This is a genomic window from Pseudoflavitalea sp. G-6-1-2, assembly GCF_012927185.1.
Classification (GTDB): domain Bacteria; phylum Bacteroidota; class Bacteroidia; order Chitinophagales; family Chitinophagaceae; genus Pseudobacter.
The window spans coordinates 1653044-1674428 of the sequence record NZ_JABBGB010000001.1 but is presented as its reverse complement, the minus strand read 5'-3'; the positions used below and the strand labels follow the sequence as shown (position 1 = coordinate 1674428).

The window sequence follows — 21385 nt, the reverse complement described above, 5'->3', positions numbered from 1 at the left end:
TGCAGAAAAAGAATGGAACGCAACAGATTTGAAAACTATTGATCAGTTGAGATTCTTTACGCTTCCTTTCCATTGTGGTTGTGCGCTTGGAGGAAGAGCGGAACGTTTGGATTTACCAGTTGCTTTCAGCCAAAGGATCTGAAATGTTTGTGCAGCAGTTTTACGAACAATGCGCATATCGAGCCAGAAATTGGCATTTCTGATATAGAACGCATCGAACTGGTAACGGTGGAAAATACTTTCGAAATTTCTGGTAGGACCTCTGTATCCCTTAACCTGAGCCAGTCCGGTAATTCCGGGTCTCATCATATTTCTGAACTTATAATGGCTGATAAGAGAAGAGAATTTTTTGCAGTCGGCATGCATATGGGGTCTTGGTCCCACCACACTCATATGCCCGAGCAATACATTTAAGAACTGAGGAAACTCATCGAGATTGGAAACACGGAGGAAATTGCCCAATCTGGTAATCCGCATATCATGTTCAGTGGCCTGGCGGGTATTGGCATATTCATTAACCACCATGGTACGGAATTTCAGGCATCGGAAGCTTCGGCCAAATCGGCCGACCCGGCGCTGAACAAAGAAAACAGGACCCCTTGAATCTAATTTGATGAGTATAGCGATAACAGGAATGAGCCAGCTGAGGACAAAAACGATGATGAGAAGGGAAAGTACAATATCAAATAACCGCTTAAATATCAGATAATTGCGTTTTTCAACCACATAGGATCGTAAGGAAACAAGATTGGTTTTGACATATCCGGCTTTTTGTTCAAAGGATTGAGCCGGCGTAATAGTCGTTATCATCATCGTAATAGTGCTTTTCCCCAATTCATAGGGGCGATTCAGAAAATTTTATCCCTACTTACGCCTTAATAGCCTGCAAGGTAAACAAAATTTGACCGAAAAATTGAAAGTCAATGGTTTAAAATTTACTTTACCATATCATATTCCAGTTTCGGAACCATTTGTTACTGTGACATCAGGCCGAATGTAAACGTTGCTTTAAGTCATTTTATTTTGAAGGCGATTTCATAACCAGGAGCCTAAGCCCGGACAATTGACGTTGCAATCATTGTGCCCAATCCGGGACGACGTGACAATCTCTGATTACCTGAAGTCCAAAAGCAGTTCCAGTCTATATTCTAGCTGATTTTCGCATGGGGCCAAAACTATGTTAAAGTAACTAAACAAGCAGCTGGTAGACTTGTTATCTTTAAAACAAAGTTTTTCGCGCATGCCGCCATTTTGGCATTTCATGCAAAATTGTACAAAAATTGAAGTGAGGAACCAGTTGCTCCTCAACTCCCCAACCACATAATATAATATGAAGATTCTCTTTACCTATCTCAAACCATATAAATGGCTGGTAGCGCTCACTATTGTACTGGCCGCCTTCAACTCAGGATTCGCATTGCTCGACCCTATCATTTTCGGGCAACTGGTGAATCTTACGAGCGACTATACCAGAAACCCTTCCGCCTATACAGAAGGACGATTCTTCACCCAGGCTTACAATGGCGTACTCTGGTTGCTGCTGGCCTCTATCACCATCGCCATGATCAGCAGAATTGCAAAGAATCTGCAGGACTATTTCCTTCAGGTGGTGATTCAGAAGTTCGGCGCCAAAGTGTTTACCGACGGATTGCAGCATGCCATGAAGCTGCCCTATCAGGAATTCGAGGATCAGCGCAGTGGCGAAACGCTCAGCATTCTTACCAAAGTGAGAACGGATACTGAAAGATTCATCAATTACTTCATCAACATCCTCTTTGGAGTAATTGTGGGTATTGTGGTAGTGATGGTTTATGCAGCCATCAAGATCCACTGGATAGTTCCTGTAGCCTACATCGTTGGCATCTTTCTGCTTACAACAGTAACCAATATGCTGAGCAAGAAGATCAAGGTAATTCAGAAGAAGATCGTTAACCAAACAACCAGCCTCGCAGGCTCCACCACAGAGTCGCTTCGGAACATCGAACTGGTGAAAAGCCTCGGATTGACCAATCAGGAAGTAGACCGCCTGAACAAAAACACTTATAAAATTTTAGGATTGGAGCTCACGAAAGTGAAGCGGATCAGAAGCATCAGTTTCATTCAGGGAACCTTTGTAAATACGCTTCGTCAGGTGATACTTTTTATTCTGATGTGGCTGGTATTTCACAATCACGGAATCACTGCGGGGCAGCTGGTAACCATGCAGATCTACTCCTTCTTCATCTTCGGCCCATTGCAGGATATCGGTAACATCATATTGAGCTATCGCGAAGCAGAAGCGTCGCTGAACAACTTCAGAGATCTGATGGCCAAGCAACCCGAACAGGCGCCTCTTCAACCTAAACATCTGGGCAATATTCAGACGCTGGAATTTCAGAGTGTTGGTTTCAAGCACCAGACAGCACAGGCACGTGCGATAGAAAATATCAGCTTCACCGCAAAGACCGGAGAGACCATCGCCTTTGTTGGTCCATCGGGTTCAGGAAAGACCACACTAATGAAATTACTGGTAGGTCTGTATCGTCCGCAACAAGGAAAAATCCTTTACAACGGAATCGATGAAACCAGCATCAGCTTTGACGATCTGAGGAATCAGATCGGATTTGTTACGCAGGATACTCAATTGTTTTCCGGCTCCATTCGCGAGAATTTGTTGTTCGTAAATCCGTCTGCAACAGAAGAAGAAATGCTGGAAGCGATGAGAAAAGCAGCGGTATCGAGATTGCTCGATCGTGCAGAAAAAGGATTGGATACCATGATCGGTGAGGGCGGATTGAAATTATCCGGAGGAGAAAAACAACGGCTCTCCATTGCGCGCGCATTACTGAGAAATCCTCACCTCTTAATTTTCGATGAAGCCACTTCCTCACTGGATAGCTTAACCGAAGAAGACATCACCAATACCATCAAAGACGTTTCATCCAAAAAGAATCAGATCACCATTCTTATTGCACACCGTCTGAGCACCATTATGCATGCCGACAGAATCTATGTGCTCGAAAAAGGAGACGTAGTGGAAACAGGCACACACGAAAGTTTACTGGAAGAAAAAGGCCTTTATTACGCCATGTGGAGACAGCAGATCGGAGAGAGAAAGAAGCCCGCGATGGCCTGATTAAACATATAGGTAACAAACTATTTGTATCTTTGTGGCATTATGAGTAATAAAGCATCCAGACCCAATCTTCTCTGGAGCATTCTCACCATGAAATGCCCCCATTGCCGTCGTGGCAATATGTACAACTCCGGTAATCCCTGGAATTTGAAAAAGGTATTCGATATGCCTGAAAAATGTTCAGAATGCGGACAACCTTTTGAACTGGAACCAGGTTTTTGGTATGGAACCGGCTACGTAAGCTACGCCTTATCGGTAGCCCTGTCTGTAGCTACGTTTGTTGCCTGGTATGTATTGATCGGAATGAGCGTACAGGACACCCGCTTCTTCTGGTGGATGGGAAGCAATATTGTGCTGCTGATTGTGCTGCAGCCATGGCTGATGCGCCTGAGCCGCGTGATCTATCTGTATTTCTTCGTGAGATACAATCCGGATTACGCCGATGCACACAAAGAAACTGAGCAGGATGCAACCGCGCATCAACATCAGCATTAATCTTATTTTGCAGCTGTTATAACGGAAAAGGCTATTCGTCTTTCCCCCGCAGAATTTCCGACAGGAAATTGGTTCGGGTAATTTCCTCCATATCGCTCAAAGCAAATTCGAGTGCCTTGGTGGAGAGAAATATCTCTATCAGCGAAAGCACCAGACTTACTGTGAAAGCAGCAATGCTCAGCGCAAAGATGATGTATCCGGCATGTGCCCATCCGCGGAATATGCAGAACATGCAGAGTACGCAGAACAGAAAACTCAGTACTCCGAATAACTGCATCGAACGTATCAATCTTACCCTCACACGAAGATTCCTGATCTGATGTACGATATGTTTTTCAGCAGGGTCTTTTCTGTATTGCTCCCGCAGATTTCTGATAAGACTGGCAAGGCCAAGAAAACGATTGGTGTACGCCAGCATCAGCAGTGAAATGGCGGGAAAAAGCAGTGCAGGGGTTGTGATCGATAATTCCATTCTGTTGATTTACAACACCAATATAATAAAAATAAAGCCCCACTTCTCAGCGGGGCTTTATCAATCATATAAGTTGGGTTAGTAAGTAACCATTATCTGAACGAATTTCTTTTGGTTTTAGTATGTAGCGAACCCGCGAGGGTAGCCGGTTTCATCAGTTGGCGGTGAAACTCAGCGGGATATTCAGCTTCACACTGAAATTTCTTCCCATTCCGAATACGCCCATTCGATGAGTGAGCTCATTCTCAGCAGTGTATTTCAAACGGCTGAGATGACTTTGCCATGCTACGTCCCCGATATTGTTGGCAGAGAAGAAGATGCTGAACAGCACTTTGTTTTTGTTCAGTACGCTTCCGCCGATGCCAGCATTTACGAGCGTGTAACCAGGCGTTTTGGTTTCGGTATTGTATCCTGTAAATGGATTGCTTTGAGTGAAAGTATTGTCCAGCTCCGCTTTCACATACACCTGTTTGAAGGTTTTGGATTTGGAGAAGAGATCCACTTTCAGTTCGTTGATCAGTCTGGCGGCAGGGATGAAGGGAAGGTTTTTGCTTCCGTCCTGCACCTCGCTGAGTTGCCCGCGTACGTAAGAGAACGTATTCTCGAAATGCAGCCAATCCAGCGGATGCGGGTGTATATCGATATTCAGCTCGGCTCCGTAAAGCGCTGCGTTATGCTGATCGTATTTGAACGCGAAGAATTCGCCTTCATCGTTCACGATCATGGAGTCGCCTCCGTTCACAGAAGACAGTTTGCGATAGTAGATGAAGTTCTGAATGGAATTGTAAAAGAGGTTAGCCGCGAACGATACATGCGGCGTTGCCAGCTCAACCCCTCCGTCGATCTGGAAACTTGTCTCTGATTTCAGATCACGGGTACCGAACTCGTAACGATTGGTGCCTTCATGCGCTCCGTTGCTCGCCAGCTCAGGCATGCTCGGCGCTCTGAAACCACGGGCCACATTGAATTTCAGCGTAAGATCCTTGCTGGCTCTGTAGCTGAGACCCAGGCTTCCGGAAATATTGTTGAAGTCTTTTTTGAAAGATTCGAATTTGATCTCATCGCCTTCTGCAAACTCTTTCGAATTGAGTGAGCGGTGGTCGAAGCGAAGTCCCCCACTCAGTGTGAGCTTATTGATCTCTTTCTGTGTGTAAATGAATCCTCCGATATCGAAGAGATTGTATTCCGGGATCAGCGCTTCGGCTCCTTTGTTCTGATTCTCCTGACGCATACCGTTTGCACCGATGGTGGTTTTCCAGTGATTCTTTTCTCCGAAATGGTATTGCAGATTGTAATTGATGGTTTTGAGATCGAAGTACAATTCTTTTTCTTTCGGATCGAGCACATTGCCAAACTCTTCGCGTTGATTGCGCTGGAAGCCAAGTGTAAATGTAATGCGATCGTCGCCCAGTCTGAAACTATTGTCTGCAGCCACTTTGAAGTGTCTGATCCTTTGACGGGGAACGAAAGGATCTGTTGAAGTGAAATCTTTGTGCTCTGCTATTTCTTCTTCAGCTTCCCCATTGTGGTTTATAGGTTTGAGAAAACGTCCGGTAGCAGCATCGCGTTCGCCTTCGATCAGTCCAAGGTGCTGATCGTACATGCTGGCGTACACATGCGTGTAACCCCACTGCCTGTTGAGACCGAGATAACCACCGAATGCTTTATCGTTGAACTTCGAATTGAAAACGTAGCCGTCGTATTTGTTCTTGTAATCAGCCGCTGCTTTGTATGATCCGTAGGCGCCCCAGATGAAACCTTTCTGATTGCCGCCGATATCGCCGTGGAATCCTCGCTGGCGGTTATTGGTTTGGTAAGTACTGAAAATATTTCCTTTGATGGTTCCTTCAGCAACGGGCACAATGGAGATGATATTCACTACACCTGCAAGCGCATCACTTCCGTACATCAGTGAAGCCGGACCTTTCAGGATCTCGGCCTTGCTCACATTGTACTCATCGATCTCGATGCCGTGTTCGTCGCCCCATTGCTGGCCTTCCTGACGGATGCCATCGTTCACTACCACTACCCTGCTGTAACCAAGGCCACGGATGCTTGGCTTTGAAATAGCCGGCCCCGTTGAAACCTGCGACACACCCGGTGTGCGGCTCAAAGCATCGATGAGGTTGGTAGAAGCCGAGCGGAACAATTCTTCTTTCTTCACAATATTCACCGGCACGGGTGTGCGCCTCACGGACGTGGCAGCAGATACGCCGGTTACCGTTACAGCTTCATTCTCCACATAAGATCGTGTAAGGGCAAAGTCCTTTTGAGTGAGCGCACCCACTTCTATATTTTCAATCACAGGAGCATAACCGGTGAAGCTTACTTCTACCAGATGTTTTCCTGCAGGAATATTTTTGAATGAATAAATACCCTGCGCATTGGTAGTAGCGCCGGTACGGAGATCGGGGAGATAAACAGATGCACCGGATAATGCTTCGCCCGTAGCAGCGTCTGTTATTTTTCCGGAGAAAGCAACTCTTACATTATTAACAACAGGTACATTACTGGAAGCACTGAAGTTCTGGGCAGACAGGGGTTGTACGGCAAAGCCGGTAATGAATACAAACAGCGGAAGAACAAATTTCATCTTCGTTCAGATTTAAATACGCAATCAGTAAATAAGTATCATCAGATCCTGGAGGTTCCGGATCAATCAGCAAATAGCCTGCGCATGCAGGTTCGGGAATACTTACGCTGTTGCGGGTGGGCCGCGGAGTGAATAGTGGAAGGCAGAAACGGCATGCAGACCAACAACTGGTTTTTCATTGTGTGTTATGAAAGTGATCAGTGCAGGTTGCGGCAGAATAACTGTTGCCGTAGTGGTGAAGGGAGATTCAGCTACCTGATTTTCGGTATCACAATGAAAACCGGATTTGATGATCAGCGGAGCTGATTTGAGATGATAAGCGATATCATCCTGGTGATCGACCAGCAGGTCGTGCAATACTTTCTTAGGCGTAATGCTGAGTGCAAACAGCAACACCAGCACAGCACTGATGCCGCGCTTCAGCCATTGCTTCCTGCCTTCAGAAATAATTGCCACCATGTTGCAAATATAGAGCATTTAGCATTCATCCCTAAAAATTATTGATTGGTGGAGCAGAAATGCAAAGTGGTACCGGCTTACTTTCTGAGAATCACGGTAAAGAGGGAGCCTTGCCCTGGTTCGCTTTCGCAGGAGATCTTTCCATTGATCTCTTCTACGATGCGCTTAACGATGGACAGGCCGAGGCCATTGGAATTTTCTCCTTCGGTAGGTTGCGAAGATATTTTGCTGTATTTGGAGAAGAGGTATGGCATTTCTTCTTTATCGATGCCCACACCTTCGTCGCGCACTTTGATGCTGATGGCATCCTGCTCATCGTTCACACTAACGTATACATTCTTTCCGCGTGGAGTGTATTTGATGGCATTGGAAAAAAGATTTTCGCAGATGCGGCTTACGAGATGTTTATCGCTGAGAATGTAGAGTTCTTTTTCAGGAAGATCCACATGCATTTTGATCTCCTTTTGTTTGGCCATCGGCTGAAAATTATCAACCAGATCTTCTGTGAGAATGGTGAGGTCGAAGTTTTCGAGCTGAAGTTTATGAGAGCCGATATCTTTTTTCTCAACATCGAGTATTCGCCTGATCAGCCCTTCGCCGTAATTGCTGGCCTGAATAATTTTGCCGAGTGCACGATGTTGTTCGTCGGAAAGCCTGTCTGCATCATGCGCCATCAGATGCCCCCAAACCTGAATGGTAGCGAATGGCGTATTGAGATCGTGCGACACAATGCTGATGAGTGAATTCTTTTCGTGATTGAGCTCGGCCAGTTTTTCGTTCTGTTGCAGAATCAGCTGATTGGTTGCCTGCAAACGCCTGTTGGCATTGCGTTTGGTCATAAACGCAATGGCGATGAGTATACCAATAATAGCAAGCGCAATGGCCAGCAATGTGATGCCCTTGGCTTTCAGCGTTTCTTTTTCTACCTGCTCTTTCAGCAGTTTATTGGCAGCTTCGCGTTCTTTGGCATTGTAACGTTCCTGCAACTCTGCAATGGTCTGATGTGTATCTCCGTTTACGATGGCTGTATCGAGTGCATACCACTGCTTGAGGTAATCGTATGCCGAGTAATAATCTTCTTTGTATTCGGCCAGCTTGGCAAGCATGGCATAACTGTCTGCTTCTTTACTCCGCGAATCGAGCTTGCGGGCCAGCTCCATGGTTCTGTCTGCATAATAAGCAGCAGAATCGAAATTCTTTTTTTCGGTGAAGAGATCAGCCAGGTTCAGCAGATCAACCCATAGATCTCCGGCATTGTTACTGGCCGTATGCATTTGCAGGTTGCTTCTGAAATAGGGCAGCGCCTCATCATACTTCTTCTCTTTGAAATTGAGACTTCCGAGATTGTTGTAGGTGCTGGTGATATCGATTTGTTTTTCGAAGGGCTTGCCGATGCGAAGCGCTTCGCTCAGCAGAATGCGGGCACTGTCGTACTGACGAAGCTGCATATAGATCACAGCGAGATTGTTGTAAGTGCTTACCACATTGTAGGCATCACCTCTGAAAGAGGATAGCTTTGCTGCCTGCAGATAGAAATTCTTCGCCTGCTGCGGCTCTTTGATATTTGCATAGAGAATGGCCAGATCACTTAGAGCAGATATCTCGTACTCGACCATATTCAGTTTGCGGGCGGCTTCCAGCGACTGAAGATAATAGTTGATGGCGGCTTCATAGTTGCTGCTCATCTCTTCGACGATGCCTTTAAGACGACTGCTCAGCACTTCTCCCTTATTGAATTTAAGATGAGTAGCTGATTCTTCGATAAAGCCGGCATAGTATCGGATGGAATCTTTTCTGTCTTCGGAGAAATCGAGACATCTGTCGTACAGCGACTTCAGGTACGCAGTATCTACCTGTGCCAGGGAGGGCAGGCCCACAATAAGGAGCAGAATAAACAGCCAGGGTCTCAAATGATTGAACAGTTGCTTACAGGAAAGATAAGGAATATACTACCCATTTACCATGAGTGGCAATTAAAATTACATGAACGGGGTCTCTGTTCAGTCGATCAGTCTGTTCTTGAGTGCGAACTTCACCAGCCCAACCGTGTTGTTTACGCCGAGTTTGGCAATCAGGTTTTTCCGGTGCGTTTCTACCGTGCTAACACTGAGGAACAGCTTTTCGGCGATCTCGGAATTGCTGTATTCTTTGCAGATGAGGGTGAGAATTTCAATTTCACGTTTGGAGAGGATCTCTTCTACCTTCTTGTCTTCGATGGTGATGGTATTGCGGAAATCCTGATCGGTATCGAGGATATTGATCTCTTTGCTGAAGTATTTATCGCCGGTAGCAATGGCTTGAAGCGCGCGTTTGAGCTCATCCATGCTGGCATTTTTGAGCAGGTAGCCCTGAATATCATACTTCACCAGTTTATGAATGTATCGTGTGCCGCGCATGAGGGTGAGGTAAAGCACTTTCAGATTTGGGCGAAGTGCGCGGATCTGCTGCAGCAGCTCTTCTTCTTCGATATCGGGCAGATGAACATCCAGCAGCAGTACGTCGATATCCAGTTCCGGCAATTGTTTCAGCAAATGACCACCATTCATGGCAGTACCTACAACCTGTATGCCATCTTGTTTTGCGAGTAATAGGGTTAGACCTTCAAGGTATAATTCGTGGTCATCTGTAATAAAAACTTTCACCATAGGATGTAAACAATATGGGGCAATTTAAAACTATTTGCCATATGAAAGCAAAAAGCCCTGAAAAGGGCTTAAAGATTATTCCTGCTAATATGTTCGCAATGCTATCTTACTTTGAGCATCGACCTCACCTGCTGATTGGCTCCGTTCTGCAACCGGGCGTAGAAAACGCCTGTGGGCAGGCCCACGCTCTCGAACGACACAGTGTAGGCGCCGGGCGCGTATACTTTATCGGCCAGCACTTTCACTACCCTTCCCAGCGAGTCCAATACCTGCAACAGTGTATGTCCTCCCTTGGTTTTAAAGGTAATTTTGGTTGAATCGGTAAATGGATTCGGATAATTGATCACCAGTTGCTCGCCGGAATTTCTGATCACATCTTCGATGCCTGTGGTTGTACAGGCATTGTTGTAGGCCAGCGGAATATTCTGGAAATTCTTCAGCATGATGGTTTCCAGATCGAGATCCTTTACACAGAACCATTGACTGAGCAGTGATGAATAAATGCTTCTGAAGTCGTATTGAAAGGGAACATTATCTGTTACTGAAGCGTTGGCAGGAAGAAACGGATTGTTACCAACGATGCCCGGCCTTACATTTTTTCCGAAAACAAAAACCGGAGCCGCAGCGCCGTGATCGGTACCGAGACTTGAATTGGATTTTATGCGGCGGCCGAATTCGGAGAATGTCATGCCAATCACTCTGTCTTCCACACCCAATCCTTTGAGATCGTCCATAAAGGCTTTGATGGCATTTGAAACGCGTCCCAGCAGTTCGGCATGGTTACCCGAAGTAGTGTCTTTTTCTTCTACCTGTCCACCATGTGTGTCGAAGCCGCTGGTGCTCACCATGTACACACGGGTTTTCAATCCACCTTTCACCAGGCGTGCAACTATTTTCAATTCCTGCGCAAGATCGTTATCACCGGGGTAGGCGCCTTGTGCGGGCACTTTGGCTGCGGCTGCCCGGATAGCCAGTGAATATCTTTCCGTTTGTCCGGCAATGAGACGGATGTATTTCAATTCTTTGCCCCATGGAGTATCGGGCACATCATCCGGCACATTGTCCAGAAAATCGTAGAAGCTTGCAGGGTTAAGGATATTCATCGCCATGTTGATGGTAGGCCCCTGTAAAGCAAGCGCAGAAACGGCGCCTATCTGAATGGCAGGAGGATCGGGCATCTGCGTATTAGGATATCCGTTAGGATAATTCGGATACTCATTGGCAAGGTAGCGGCCTGTCCATCCGGTATTCAATACCTGTTCGGAATCTGATCCGCTCATCCAGATATCGGTTGCTCTGAAGTGAGAGAAGTTGGGAGAAGGATAACCTACAGCCTGAACAATGCTGAGCTTTCCTTCGTTGTACAAAGTCTGCATGCCTTTCATTGCAGGATGCAGACCGGTTTTTACAACACCATTCAACGGCAGCACTTTGTTCTGCGGAATGGCGATATTGCTTCTTGCGGCTGCATATCCCTGATAGTATTCTACAGGGATCACCATGTTAAGGCCATCATTACCTCCGTTGAGCTGGATCAGTACCAGCACTTTGTCGGTTTCTGTAGTGGCTAACAGGGATTGGATTAATGGTGAGGAGCTTGTATATGCCTTAACAGAAAAACCCTTGAATAAGCCGGGCAGTGTAATGGCTGCGGGCAGTGTTTGGGAAAAGAATTCTCTGCGCTTCATAGAAAACTGGTTATGGCTGTAATCCGCAATGGAAGCAGATTACAACGGGGTTGGTTTATGCTAATTGATATTCGGCCAGGTTCATAAGGTATTTGTAGAGCGATTTCAACCGTAGGAATACCACTTCTTTTTTGGTCATATTCGTTGGGTCGGCACGATAGGCATTCCATGCATTGCTCCAGTAGTAATCCTGCGTCTGGCCGGTGAGCAGTATACTTTTTTTGATAGCTGCTTTGGAGGCAGCGGAAATGGGAACGCGATAGAGGATATCCAGCGCGTCGTTGATGAGTGCATTGGGATCAACTGCGTTGGGCAGAGACTCGGTGAATTTAATCGGATCGATGCTCAGAATCATGCCATTTCTGGTATAGCCCATACCGATAAGCATATCGGAGAAAATATTTCGTTTGGGGAGTGTGTCGGAGTTGATCCAGGTTTCGTGGAACTGTGGTATCTGGTAGTAGGCGGGCCACCCCGAAACGCCCGGAGGATCGCCGGGGTCTTCCTGCATTTCACCTGCCTGAAAACGAACAAACCCCAGCATGTTGTAATAATTTACAGTATCGGAAGCAGCCGGGAAGGCAACTGCAAATTCGCGGCAGAGGCCAACGAGTAAATCGAGCGGGCTCTTGATGAGGCATCCCTGCGATAAGGCATCGAAGAAATGTTCGCTCTTGAAAAGCAGACTGAGTACGGGTTTGATCTCCCAGTTATTATTTCTGAATACCTGCGCCAGTGGTTTGATAACATTGGTTTCGGTATTGGCATCGATAGTATAGTAAACAAAGAACCGATAGATTTTTTTAACAATGAACTCAGAAACTTCAACCTGTTTGGCGAAGATCATATTGAGGAGATCATCGAGTTCGGCATTGCCTGCATTGGCATCACTTCTGCCAGCAATGGTGGTGCCGTTGTAGAAAGAAGAGAATTTCTTGGGGTCCTTATCGTGTTTGGTAACATCGAAGAAAACGGTATCGGTGTCTTCATTGATGCGCCAGCCTGTAAGCACGCGGGCAGCTGCGAAAACATCAGGCTCCTGATAGTTAGGATTGTTTTCCTTACCAAGTGTAAAGAGCTCCTGTAACTCACGGGCATAGTTTTCATCGGGAGCAGTATCGGTATTTAACTGGCCATTGAGATAATTGAGCATGGCGAGATCGAGTGTTACACCTCGTACCAATTGTTTAAAATTACCCATGGCAAATTGCTTCAAGAGCAGGTAGTGACGGTAACCATAGATGCCTGTCTGATAGGTGCTGGCTTCGGTAGCAAAATGATTGTGCCAGAAGAGGATCATCTTCTCTCCGATATTTCTTTCCTGATTGATCATGCGACCAACCCACCAGTCTTTCCAGCTGAGTACACGATTGAAGTTTGCCTGACCATCACCGGAATGTGTGTTCACCCAGGTAGATCCGACAGGAATGGCGTAATCGGGATCCGCAGGGTTGATATCTTCATTGGTATAATTCTTAACAGGAGGTGCTGGTGTGGTTACAGGCACATTGAGTAGTTCATCAACAGCCTGCGACATACTAAGAGACTTGAAATGATCGATGTCTTCTTTTCTGGCACCGAACATGGTTCTTTTGAGAAGGTGTGTCACTTCGTTGGTGCTCCATGTGCCGGCGTAGGTATTGAGGCCGGTGGTGATTTGCCGGAGGCCGCCAAAAGGTGCTTCAGCAGGGATATTGGATGCTGGTTTCAGGGCGAAGAATGCTCTTCTATCCATAAGGTTATTTTTGGGGTATGCAGTAAACGCAATAATTGCGCAAAAATGTTGCCACTTGATCAAAAAAAGGGGAAACGGGTAAATTTTCAGAGGATTGCGTAATTATACCAGTGGCGGAAAGTGTAGATGGTTGAACATGGAATTCCGGAGTAAAGGATAGAGAAAAATCAAATGCAGCAATGTATGTTTAAACGGGGATTATTATTACTATAACTATGATGCACATACGATATACAAACGGGTCCGATAACATCAGAGAATAGTAACGAATTTTGGTGAGACGAGCAGGAGAAAAAAAACTTCTTTTAGCGTTATTTTTCCCGCTTTTTATTTGAGGAAAAAATTTAATTTAGTGTCTTGATTCTGGTAATGAAGGTGGCGCTGCATAAGCAGCGAAGAGATTAAGGCTTAACAATTGTTTCGAGCTTTCTAAACCAACTGTGTCAGATACAGTGTTCGGTATCTGATAATTTCCAACTGACATTAGACGGGTTATTGTTTCGGCTTCGATAAGAGGCCCTGGGAGTGCTGTATGCTGGCATAGCTTATCAGATACTGGTGTGATAACACTGTAAGCTGAGTGGCCTTCGCATGGGAGATAGATTTGCAATTAAATCCTGCTGTTACCGGAAACGTCCTTTTGTACCTTCTTAGAATTTTTATCACTAAAATAATCAAGTATATGACCGATGAATATTATAGAAAAATTATGGAAGCATTTGACAGGCGTATGAATGAAGAATTAACACCGGAACAAGCTTTGAGCAAATTTGTCCGTGCTGGCATTATGGATGAAGAAGGTAATTTCCGAGAGCCATACAAAGACCTGGAATGGTACTTTGCAAATACAGAAATCCAATGGTAATGTATGATATCAAACCCGGCTTAATTATAGGATTTCATGGGTGTGATACTGACGTAAGGGATAAATTGCTGAATCAGCCTGACGAAATCATGATCAGTCAAAAACCATATGACTGGCTTGGGCATGGTTTATATTTCTGGGAAAATAATTACGATCGTGCAATGCAATGGGCTGTAGAGAAGAAAAATCGGGGCGGCATCAATAATCCAGGTGTAATTGGGGCTGTACTTCAATTGGGGCATTGCTGCGATCTATTGGAAAGCAAGTATCTGCGTCTTCTGTCCAGATCCTTCGACACAATGCGGATAGACTATCAGAAAATCGGAAGATCAATTCCTCAAAACTTGAATATGCCTTCAGATAAGTTCAACAATAAACTACTCAGGTATCTCGACTGTGCCGTCATTGAGTTCATGCACCTGGAACTTACAGAGAACACTCACATTACTCCTGATCAAACCAGTAATTCCCTATGGCGGCCATTCGACTCTACCCGATGTGCTTTCATCGAAGGAGGCCCCGCATTCGACGGTTCGTGCCTCCACGAGAAAACCCATATCCAGATCTGCATCAGAAACCCCAACTGCATCAAAGGCTTTTTTATGCCCCGAAGAGAAATCGACTATCAGGAATGGTTGCACCAACTGCAAAGGTTTCCTTCTGACTTTGCATCGAACTGAAAATTTTCAACCAAAACGCTTCGCTCATCCAAACAAAAAAGTCTCCGGCTTTCACCGAAGACTTTCAATATCCTATCTGTAATGCCTAGTTGATATTCTCGATGATCCCCGCAATACCCTGTCCACCACCAACACAAGCTGTTACGATTCCATATTTCTTATTCAGCCGCTTCATATCATGTGTAATCTGAATGGTGAGCTTAGCACCTGTACATCCCAACGGATGCCCTAATGCAATAGCGCCTCCATTGATATTCACGATATCAGGATTGATGCCCAGTTTACGTATCACAGCAATGGACTGCGAAGCAAATGCCTCATTCAGTTCCATCAGATCGATCTGACCAAGACTCAGGTTCGCTTGTTTCAGCACTTTAGGTACTGCTTCAACCGGACCGATTCCCATGATGCGCGGATGCACGCCAGCGGATGCACAAGCTACCAGTCTTGCGATTGGTTTCAGTCCGAGTTGATTCACCAGCCTTTCGCTCATCACTACCACAAAAGCTGCTCCGTCGGAGGTCTGGGAAGAGTTGCCGGCTGTTACAGATCCTCCTGCGGCGAATACTGGTTTCAGTTTGGCTAAAGCTTCGAGACTTGTATCGGGCCTTGGGCCTTCGTCTGTATCGACTGTGTAATTCTTAACAGCACGTTTGCCCTTTTCATTTACGTATACCTGCTCAACATCAATCGGCAGGATGCCGCTTTTGAAATAGCCGTTCTTTATTGCGTTGATCGCTTTGATATGAGATTGGTAAGAGAACTGATCCTGGTCTTCGCGGCTCACTTCATATTCTTTCGCTACTGCTTCGGCGGTGAGGCCCATGCTGAGGAAGTAATCAGGTTCGTCTTTTGCGATGGAGTAAGAAGGTACTGGTTTCCATCCTGCGGTTGGCACCAGGCTCATGCTCTCCGTTCCTCCGGCTACGATACACTCAGCCATCCCTGTGCGGATCTTGGCAGATGCGATGGCGATGGTTTCCAGTCCGGATGCACAATAACGGTTCACGGTCATTCCCGGCACTTCGATGCCCAGCGCTTTGGCAGCGATCAGTCGTCCCACCTGCAATCCCTGCTCCGCTTCGGGAACGGCGTTGCCCACTATCACATCATCTACCATCTTGGGGTCTAGTCCGGGTACAGAAGCTACCAGCTGTCTGATCACTTCCGAGGCCAGATCATCAGGGCGATAAAAACGGAATACGCCCCTCTTGGATTTACCTACAGCGGTGCGATACCCTGCTACGATATATGCTTCCTGCATAAAATATATTTAAATGAATTATTAGTTGTTTATGCAACCTTCTATATCAAAGTTAATGTACCATTTTCTTCCTGCCAAATAGCTGTCCGTTAAAGTTGCATTATCTTCGCCCCCCAATATGTACCAGTTAATCCGCAAATTACTATTCCTTTTCGATGCTGAAAATGTGCATCATTTCGCCATGAATGTTTTCAAAACAGGCTGCAGTATCGGCTTCATCCGCAGGCTGTTAACTTCTTCTTTCAAACCAGAAGCAGGCGCTCCGGCCACTGCATTCGGTTTAACTTTCAAGAACAGGATCGGCCTGGCAGCAGGCTTCGACAAAAATGCCCTCTACCTCCGCGAGCTCGAGACAATGGGATTCGGATATGTAGAAATCGGCACAGTTACTCCCCTGCCACAGGCAGGCAATGATCGCCCCCGCCTGTTCCGTCTTCCCAAAGACAAGGCACTGATAAACCGTATGGGATTCAACAACGACGGTGTAAAGGTGATTGCCGACAGACTGAAGAAATGGAAAGAGCAACACGCCTCTTCTCCACTGATCATCGGCGGCAACATCGGCAAGAACAAAGTAACGCCCAATGAAGATGCCTGGAAAGATTACGAGATCTGCTTCCGCGAGCTGTATGCTGTAGTGGATTATTTTGTGGTGAACGTGAGCTCGCCCAACACACCCGGACTTCGTGCCCTGCAGGAGAAAGACTCACTCCGCAAGATCTTATCGCATCTGCAAACCATCAATCTGCAACTGACACCTTCGGGTAAAGAGCCCAAACCTTTGCTGCTCAAAATTGCTCCGGACCTTACCATGGAGCAGATCGATGATGTAGTAGATCTCGCACTCGAAATCCAACTCGACGGACTCGTTGCAGCCAACACCACCATCAGCAGAGAGAATCTGCAAACACCTGCCGCAACCCTCGAAGCGATCGGTGCCGGCGGTCTCAGCGGTAAACCACTGCTTACACGTTCAACTGAAGTAGTTCGATATATTTGCGAAAAGACCGGTGGCAAAATCCCTGTGATCGGTTCCGGTGGTATTTTCACCGGCGAAGACGCAGCAGCCAAAGAAGCAGCGGGAGCCAGTTTAGTGCAACTATGGACAGGCTTTATTTACGAGGGCCCCGCAATTGTGAAGAAGATCAGCCGCACCTGGAAATAAGCAGTTAATTTGTAACAATACAATTCCGTTCCCTACTAACTTATTTTAAGTTTTAAAAATTATTCACCCGCTCATGGAGCAGTTATTTACGATCGACGCACTGATCAGTTTATTAACCTTAACAACACTCGAAGTTGTGCTGGGTATCGACAACGTGATCTTCGTATCGATACTCATGGGGCGAATGAGCAAAGAAGAACAGCTCAAAGCCCGCCGCATCTGGATGTTCGCCGGTATCACCGTGCGCATTCTCTTATTGCTGGCCATCGGCTGGCTGGTAAAGAATGGTAATGCAGAATTGTTCGGTTTTGATTTCAGAGGTGCACATCTGTCTTTTAACCTTCGCAACGTGATCATGTTTGTAGGTGGTCTGTTCCTGTTGTACAAAACAGTGAAGGAGATACATCACAAACTCGAAGGCGATGAAGAAAGCCTGAATCCGAAGAACAACAAACAGGCATCATTCGGTGCATTGATCAGCCAGATCATCGTTATCGATATGGTGTTCTCATTCGACAGCATCATTACTGCGGTAGGTCTGGCGAAGATTGTAGGTGTAATGATTGTGGCCGTGATCATCGCCATGATCATCATGTTCTTCTTTGCCGATAAGATCAGCGGCTTCATTCATCAGCATCCTACGCTGAAAATGCTGGCCCTCGCGTTTCTGCTGATGGTTGGTTTCAGTCTTTTCTTCGAAGGCCTCGAACCGATCCACCATAGCCATATCGACAAGGGTTATATCTACTTTGCCATGGCGTTCTCATTCGGCGTTGAAATGCTGAATATGTGGATGCGCAAGCGCGAGAAGAAAAAGAAACCGGTGGAATTGAGAGAACCGTCGCTGAAAGAGAATAGTCCGGCTGCGAATAACTCAAGCAGACAACACTAAGTGATGCTGAAAATTAATCATAGAAGCGGGGCAGATTGCTCCGCTTTTTTATTGCATGAAAGATCACTGAATGCAAAGCAGTGTTGCTGCCACCATGCCCGCAGTTTCGGCACGCAGGCGCGTATCGCCCAGCGTTACCGGTGTGAAATGATGATCCAGCGCGGTTTTGATCTCCAGAGGAGTAAAGTCGCCCTCAGGACCGATGAGAATAAGTTGCGAAGGTTGTGTGGGATCAGCTGCAGTTACAAGCGAAGTGCGTTGCTGCTCTTCGCAATGCGCAATGAATTTCTGTGCAGCCAGCATGGTATCTTCTTCACGGAAAAGTTGTCCGTATGATATCGGCTGATGCAGCACAGGCAACCAGCTCTGCTGACTTTGCAGCATAGCACTCACGAGGATATTTTCGAATCTGTCTTTCTTGAAATGTTGTTTCTCCGTTCGCTCACAAATGAGTGGAATGATCTCTGAAACACCGATCTCCGTTGCTTTTTCGATGAACCATTCAAAGCGGCTGGCGTTCTTGAGCAGCGAAATAGCAATCTTCACTTTTCGCGCTGGCGGATCACTTTGCTGTGTGCTCAGTATTTTGATCACGCATTTTTTCTTATGCGGCTCGGTGATGGTAACCAGATGCAGGTTTCCTTTTCCATCGGCGAGCTGAAGCTGCTCCCCGCTATCCATTCGCAATACCTGCACAATATGCTTCGATGTTTCTTCGGGCAATTGTACCAGCTCGTTGATGGTAACAGGTGATGCGAAAAAGAAAATGGGCAAACTCATGCGTAAGCGGAATTTTTCAGCAGTTGCTTAGAACGGAGAATCGTCGTCGTCTCCGTAAGGCATATCGTTCATTTTGCTGCCTGCCTGGATGTAAAGCTTGGCTCCGCCATCTCCGCCGGCTGCTCCGCCTTCGGGTGGCAGTGGTCTCCATGCGCCACCTCCGCCGCCGATGCCTCCGAAATCGTCTTCCTCCATTTCCACGAACTTCTGAATATGAAGCTGGGCGCGGAGTTTGATGGTTTCGAGAGAACCGTTACGGTGTTTGGCGATACGCACGTGCGTTTCACCTTTATTGCTCTCACCCATTTCGTTCTGAGTGATATCGTAGTATTCCGGACGATAGATGAACATTACCATGTCCGCATCCTGTTCGATGGCACCCGATTCGCGAAGGTCACTCAGCTGTGGCATCTTGTTGCCTTCTTTACGGGTTTCAACGGCACGGCTTAACTGAGACAGTGCGATGATGGGGATCATCAACTCTTTCGCCAGTGTTTTAAGGTTACGCGAGATGGTACTGATCTCCTGCTCACGGTTTACGTTCTTACCGCCACCGCCGCTCATCAGCTGCAGGTAGTCGATAATGATCATACCGATATTGTGTTTGTTTTTGAGACGGCGTGCTTTGGCACGAAGCTCGAAAACGTTGAGGGCTGCCGTATCGTCGATGAAGATGGGCGCCTGCGCCAGTTTCTGGATACCCTTGGCGTAGAGCTGCTTCATTTCGTGTTCTTCCATTTTACCGCGGGAGATCTTTTCGAGCCAGATCTCAGATTCGGCAGAGAGGATACGTTGTACCAGCTGTGCTGAGCTCATCTCAAGGCTGAAGAAGGCCACAGGGATCTGCTTGCTGCTCAGTGCCGCATTGCGCACCAGGTTAAGGGCGAAGGCGGTTTTACCTACCGCAGGACGGGCGGCGAGGATGATCAGATCCGATGGCTGCCATCCGTAAGTTACTTTGTCGAGCGAAGGGAATCCGCTCGGAACCCCCGTGATATCTTCGGTACGGTGGCGCATATCTTCGATACGCTGCACCGTTTTTACGAGTACCGAATCGATACTGTCGAAGTTCTTGCGGAGGTGATTATTGGTGATCTCGAAGAGCTTGCTTTCAGCTTCGTCGAGCAGGTCGAATACATCTGTACTGTCTTCATAACTTTCGCTGATGATCTCACCGCTGATGCGGATGAGTTCGCGCTGGATGAACTTCTGCAGAATGATGCGCGAGTGCGCTTCGATATTGGCAGCAGAAACCACCGCATTGGTGAGCCGGGTTACGTAGTATGGGCCGCCGATCATCTCCAGTTCGGTTTTGCTCTTCAGCTCTTCTACCACCGTAAGGATATCTATCGGCTGGTTCTTTTGCTGCAGGCTAACCATGGCGCGATAGATCCGCTGATTGGCATCTACATAAAAGCACTCAGGTTTGAGGATCTCCACAACGGTGTCGAAAGCGCTTTTCTCCAGCATGATGGCGCCGAGTACGGCTTCTTCCAGGTCTTTGGCCTGGGGGGGTACTTTGCCATATACCATCGTGCTGAGGTCGATCGAGCCTTTGCGGCGACCTTTGCGGTCTTTATTCAGGTTAGTTAAGTCCATTCAAAAAAAGAGGGTCAATAAAAGTTAACACATTGGTTTGAGCAGCCTTTTGATACAGTTTTTCCAGGTATAGGGCGAAAAAGGGTATACACCATTAATTGGGTGATCCAACCAATGACTTGCGGGTTAGTATCCAGCCTTGTTGTTACGAAAATGTTACTACAGGGTTACCTCAATGTTACCGCGTCAGTCAGGAGGGCGAATATAACCCCCTCCATCGTTCCGAAAAAAATTTTTTCCGATCAATATTTGATCACCCGCAATCCACTGATGGACTCACAGGATGCACGGGGTTATCCACATCACTGTGCCACCTATCCCCAATTTACAAAAGTTTGGCACCCGTTCCCAAAAGAAATGCACACACCCTGTGCGTAAGAAAAAAGGCGCTTTTTTTTGGTGAAAACCCTTAGTGATCAAGATACAGCAGGGGGTTGTTTTAGCAGTATCCGGACAGTGTAAAAACCGTATTCAGCCTGCCTTTGCGGGTGTCTGCAAACCTGAAAGCGGTACTGCGCAGGTATTTGTTAAAATAATCGTCCAACAACCATAGGAAATATCTGTTTTTAAACCGAAATTAGCAGTAGCAGTTGCTCAAAAAAGGCCAGTATGCGGGTATATCAGTTAAAACATTATGAGGTTCTATTGAATGACCTCCGCTCCAAAGAGCAGGATCTCCTGAGCCATTACGAACAATTATGCCGTCGCATACTCACGAGCGAAGCCATTGCCTTCTCCAATGCAGTGGAAGTTGCAAAGATCACTTCCTTCCCTAAGATCGAACGCAAACCGATAAGATTGCAACGCCTGATGGATATGCGCAAATTCCCTCCGTTTCATTTCGTAATCGCGAAGAACTAAATACTCCCCGGTTCATCTATTCTTTCTGTTTCTCCTATTGATTCTTCCCCGGTAAAATATTTTGCCCTTCTTTTGCA

General features: G+C 46.6%; 18 protein-coding genes. 7 read left to right on the top strand and 11 right to left on the bottom strand.

The window, feature by feature from the left end; genetic code table 11:
- Positions 1–42 precede the first annotated feature (42 nt).
- On the bottom strand, positions 43–810 hold the full coding sequence (locus HHL16_RS06960) for a sugar transferase (protein ID WP_240966051.1): 768 nt from the start codon (positions 808–810) through the stop codon (positions 43–45).
- A gap of 520 nt (positions 811–1330) precedes the next feature.
- On the opposite strand from HHL16_RS06960, the gene HHL16_RS06955 reads away from it, so the two are divergent.
- Both HHL16_RS06955 and HHL16_RS06950 read left to right on the top strand, forming a co-directional pair.
- Positions 1331–3115, top strand: a complete 1785-nt coding sequence (locus tag HHL16_RS06955; RefSeq protein ID WP_169424405.1) for an ABC transporter ATP-binding protein — start codon at positions 1331–1333, stop codon at positions 3113–3115.
- A gap of 42 nt (positions 3116–3157) precedes the next feature.
- Entirely contained in the window at positions 3158–3610 is a 453-nt protein-coding gene (locus HHL16_RS06950; protein ID WP_169424404.1) for a DUF983 domain-containing protein, read from the top strand.
- Between the two features lie 31 nt (positions 3611–3641).
- Here HHL16_RS06950 and HHL16_RS06945 read toward each other — a convergent pair whose 3' ends face one another.
- From HHL16_RS06945 to HHL16_RS06915, 7 genes are all read right to left on the bottom strand, one after another.
- Positions 3642–4082: a DUF2721 domain-containing protein gene (locus tag HHL16_RS06945; RefSeq protein ID WP_169424403.1), complete on the bottom strand. Its 441-nt coding sequence runs from the start codon at positions 4080–4082 to the stop codon at positions 3642–3644.
- A gap of 154 nt (positions 4083–4236) precedes the next feature.
- A complete protein-coding gene (locus tag HHL16_RS06940) occupies positions 4237–6675 on the bottom strand; it encodes a TonB-dependent receptor (protein ID WP_169424402.1) in 2439 nt (812 codons plus the stop codon).
- A gap of 102 nt (positions 6676–6777) precedes the next feature.
- Complete coding sequence (locus tag HHL16_RS06935) at positions 6778–7134, bottom strand: hypothetical protein (RefSeq protein ID WP_169424401.1); 357 nt, start codon at positions 7132–7134, stop codon at positions 6778–6780.
- Positions 7135–7211: 77 nt separating this feature from the next.
- Complete coding sequence (locus tag HHL16_RS06930) at positions 7212–9044, bottom strand: tetratricopeptide repeat-containing sensor histidine kinase (protein ID WP_169424400.1); 1833 nt, start codon at positions 9042–9044, stop codon at positions 7212–7214.
- Between the two features lie 90 nt (positions 9045–9134).
- The gene (locus tag HHL16_RS06925) at positions 9135–9779 is read right to left on the bottom strand and encodes a response regulator transcription factor (RefSeq protein WP_169424399.1); all 645 of its coding nucleotides are present in this window, start codon (positions 9777–9779) and stop codon (positions 9135–9137) included.
- A 101-nt stretch (positions 9780–9880) separates the two neighbouring features.
- A complete protein-coding gene (locus HHL16_RS06920; protein ID WP_169424398.1) occupies positions 9881–11467 on the bottom strand; it encodes a DUF1501 domain-containing protein in 1587 nt (528 codons plus the stop codon).
- A 55-nt stretch (positions 11468–11522) separates the two neighbouring features.
- Positions 11523–13202: a DUF1800 domain-containing protein gene (locus HHL16_RS06915; RefSeq protein WP_169424397.1), complete on the bottom strand. Its 1680-nt coding sequence runs from the start codon at positions 13200–13202 to the stop codon at positions 11523–11525.
- Between the two features lie 682 nt (positions 13203–13884).
- Here HHL16_RS06915 and HHL16_RS06910 point away from each other — a divergent pair.
- Both HHL16_RS06910 and HHL16_RS24790 read left to right on the top strand, forming a co-directional pair.
- Positions 13885–14067, top strand: a complete 183-nt coding sequence (locus HHL16_RS06910) for a hypothetical protein (protein WP_169424396.1) — start codon at positions 13885–13887, stop codon at positions 14065–14067.
- A 350-nt stretch (positions 14068–14417) separates the two neighbouring features.
- Entirely contained in the window at positions 14418–14747 is a 330-nt protein-coding gene (locus tag HHL16_RS24790; protein ID WP_206022272.1) for a hypothetical protein, read from the top strand.
- An 85-nt stretch (positions 14748–14832) separates the two neighbouring features.
- On the opposite strand, the gene HHL16_RS06900 is transcribed toward HHL16_RS24790, so the two are convergent.
- Entirely contained in the window at positions 14833–16011 is a 1179-nt protein-coding gene (locus tag HHL16_RS06900) for an acetyl-CoA C-acyltransferase (protein WP_169424394.1), read from the bottom strand.
- A gap of 118 nt (positions 16012–16129) precedes the next feature.
- Between HHL16_RS06900 and HHL16_RS06895 the strand changes: the two genes are divergently transcribed.
- On the top strand, positions 16130–17176 hold the full coding sequence (locus tag HHL16_RS06895) for a quinone-dependent dihydroorotate dehydrogenase (protein ID WP_169424393.1): 1047 nt from the start codon (positions 16130–16132) through the stop codon (positions 17174–17176).
- 73 nt (positions 17177–17249) lie between these two features.
- The gene (locus HHL16_RS06890; RefSeq protein WP_169424392.1) at positions 17250–18068 is read left to right on the top strand and encodes a TerC family protein; all 819 of its coding nucleotides are present in this window, start codon (positions 17250–17252) and stop codon (positions 18066–18068) included.
- 63 nt (positions 18069–18131) lie between these two features.
- Here the strand turns inward: HHL16_RS06890 and HHL16_RS06885 are convergent, their stop codons facing one another.
- Entirely contained in the window at positions 18132–18848 is a 717-nt protein-coding gene (locus HHL16_RS06885; RefSeq protein WP_169424391.1) for an RsmE family RNA methyltransferase, read from the bottom strand.
- 27 nt (positions 18849–18875) lie between these two features.
- Positions 18876–20447 (bottom strand): replicative DNA helicase, encoded by a 1572-nt coding sequence (dnaB, locus tag HHL16_RS06880; RefSeq protein WP_169424390.1) that lies wholly within the window; start codon positions 20445–20447, stop codon positions 18876–18878.
- Positions 20448–21056: 609 nt separating this feature from the next.
- Here dnaB and HHL16_RS06875 point away from each other — a divergent pair.
- Positions 21057–21308: a hypothetical protein gene (locus HHL16_RS06875; RefSeq protein ID WP_169424389.1), complete on the top strand. Its 252-nt coding sequence runs from the start codon at positions 21057–21059 to the stop codon at positions 21306–21308.
- The last annotated feature ends 77 nt before the right edge of the window (positions 21309–21385 follow it).

What these genes read in the sequence shown, in the direction of transcription:
- HHL16_RS06960 (WP_240966051.1), bottom strand. Translation starts at nt 810, where the DNA reads ATGATAACGACTATTACGCCGGCTCAATCCTTTGAACAAAAAGCCGGA.
- HHL16_RS06925 (WP_169424399.1), bottom strand. Translation starts at nt 9,779, where the DNA reads ATGGTGAAAGTTTTTATTACAGATGACCACGAATTATACCTTGAAGGT.
- HHL16_RS06900 (WP_169424394.1), bottom strand. Translation starts at nt 16,011, where the DNA reads ATGCAGGAAGCATATATCGTAGCAGGGTATCGCACCGCTGTAGGTAAA.
- HHL16_RS06935 (WP_169424401.1), bottom strand. Translation starts at nt 7,134, where the DNA reads ATGGTGGCAATTATTTCTGAAGGCAGGAAGCAATGGCTGAAGCGCGGC.
- HHL16_RS06890 (WP_169424392.1), top strand. Translation starts at nt 17,250, where the DNA reads ATGGAGCAGTTATTTACGATCGACGCACTGATCAGTTTATTAACCTTA.
- HHL16_RS06875 (WP_169424389.1), top strand. Translation starts at nt 21,057, where the DNA reads ATGCGGGTATATCAGTTAAAACATTATGAGGTTCTATTGAATGACCTC.
- HHL16_RS06885 (WP_169424391.1), bottom strand. Translation starts at nt 18,848, where the DNA reads ATGAGTTTGCCCATTTTCTTTTTCGCATCACCTGTTACCATCAACGAG.
- HHL16_RS06945 (WP_169424403.1), bottom strand. Translation starts at nt 4,082, where the DNA reads ATGGAATTATCGATCACAACCCCTGCACTGCTTTTTCCCGCCATTTCA.
- HHL16_RS06920 (WP_169424398.1), bottom strand. Translation starts at nt 11,467, where the DNA reads ATGAAGCGCAGAGAATTCTTTTCCCAAACACTGCCCGCAGCCATTACA.
- HHL16_RS06895 (WP_169424393.1), top strand. Translation starts at nt 16,130, where the DNA reads ATGTACCAGTTAATCCGCAAATTACTATTCCTTTTCGATGCTGAAAAT.
- HHL16_RS06955 (WP_169424405.1), top strand. Translation starts at nt 1,331, where the DNA reads ATGAAGATTCTCTTTACCTATCTCAAACCATATAAATGGCTGGTAGCG.
- HHL16_RS06950 (WP_169424404.1), top strand. Translation starts at nt 3,158, where the DNA reads ATGAGTAATAAAGCATCCAGACCCAATCTTCTCTGGAGCATTCTCACC.
- HHL16_RS06915 (WP_169424397.1), bottom strand. Translation starts at nt 13,202, where the DNA reads ATGGATAGAAGAGCATTCTTCGCCCTGAAACCAGCATCCAATATCCCT.
- dnaB (WP_169424390.1), bottom strand. Translation starts at nt 20,447, where the DNA reads ATGGACTTAACTAACCTGAATAAAGACCGCAAAGGTCGCCGCAAAGGC.
- HHL16_RS24790 (WP_206022272.1), top strand. Translation starts at nt 14,418, where the DNA reads ATGCCTTCAGATAAGTTCAACAATAAACTACTCAGGTATCTCGACTGT.
- HHL16_RS06910 (WP_169424396.1), top strand. Translation starts at nt 13,885, where the DNA reads ATGACCGATGAATATTATAGAAAAATTATGGAAGCATTTGACAGGCGT.
- HHL16_RS06940 (WP_169424402.1), bottom strand. Translation starts at nt 6,675, where the DNA reads ATGAAATTTGTTCTTCCGCTGTTTGTATTCATTACCGGCTTTGCCGTA.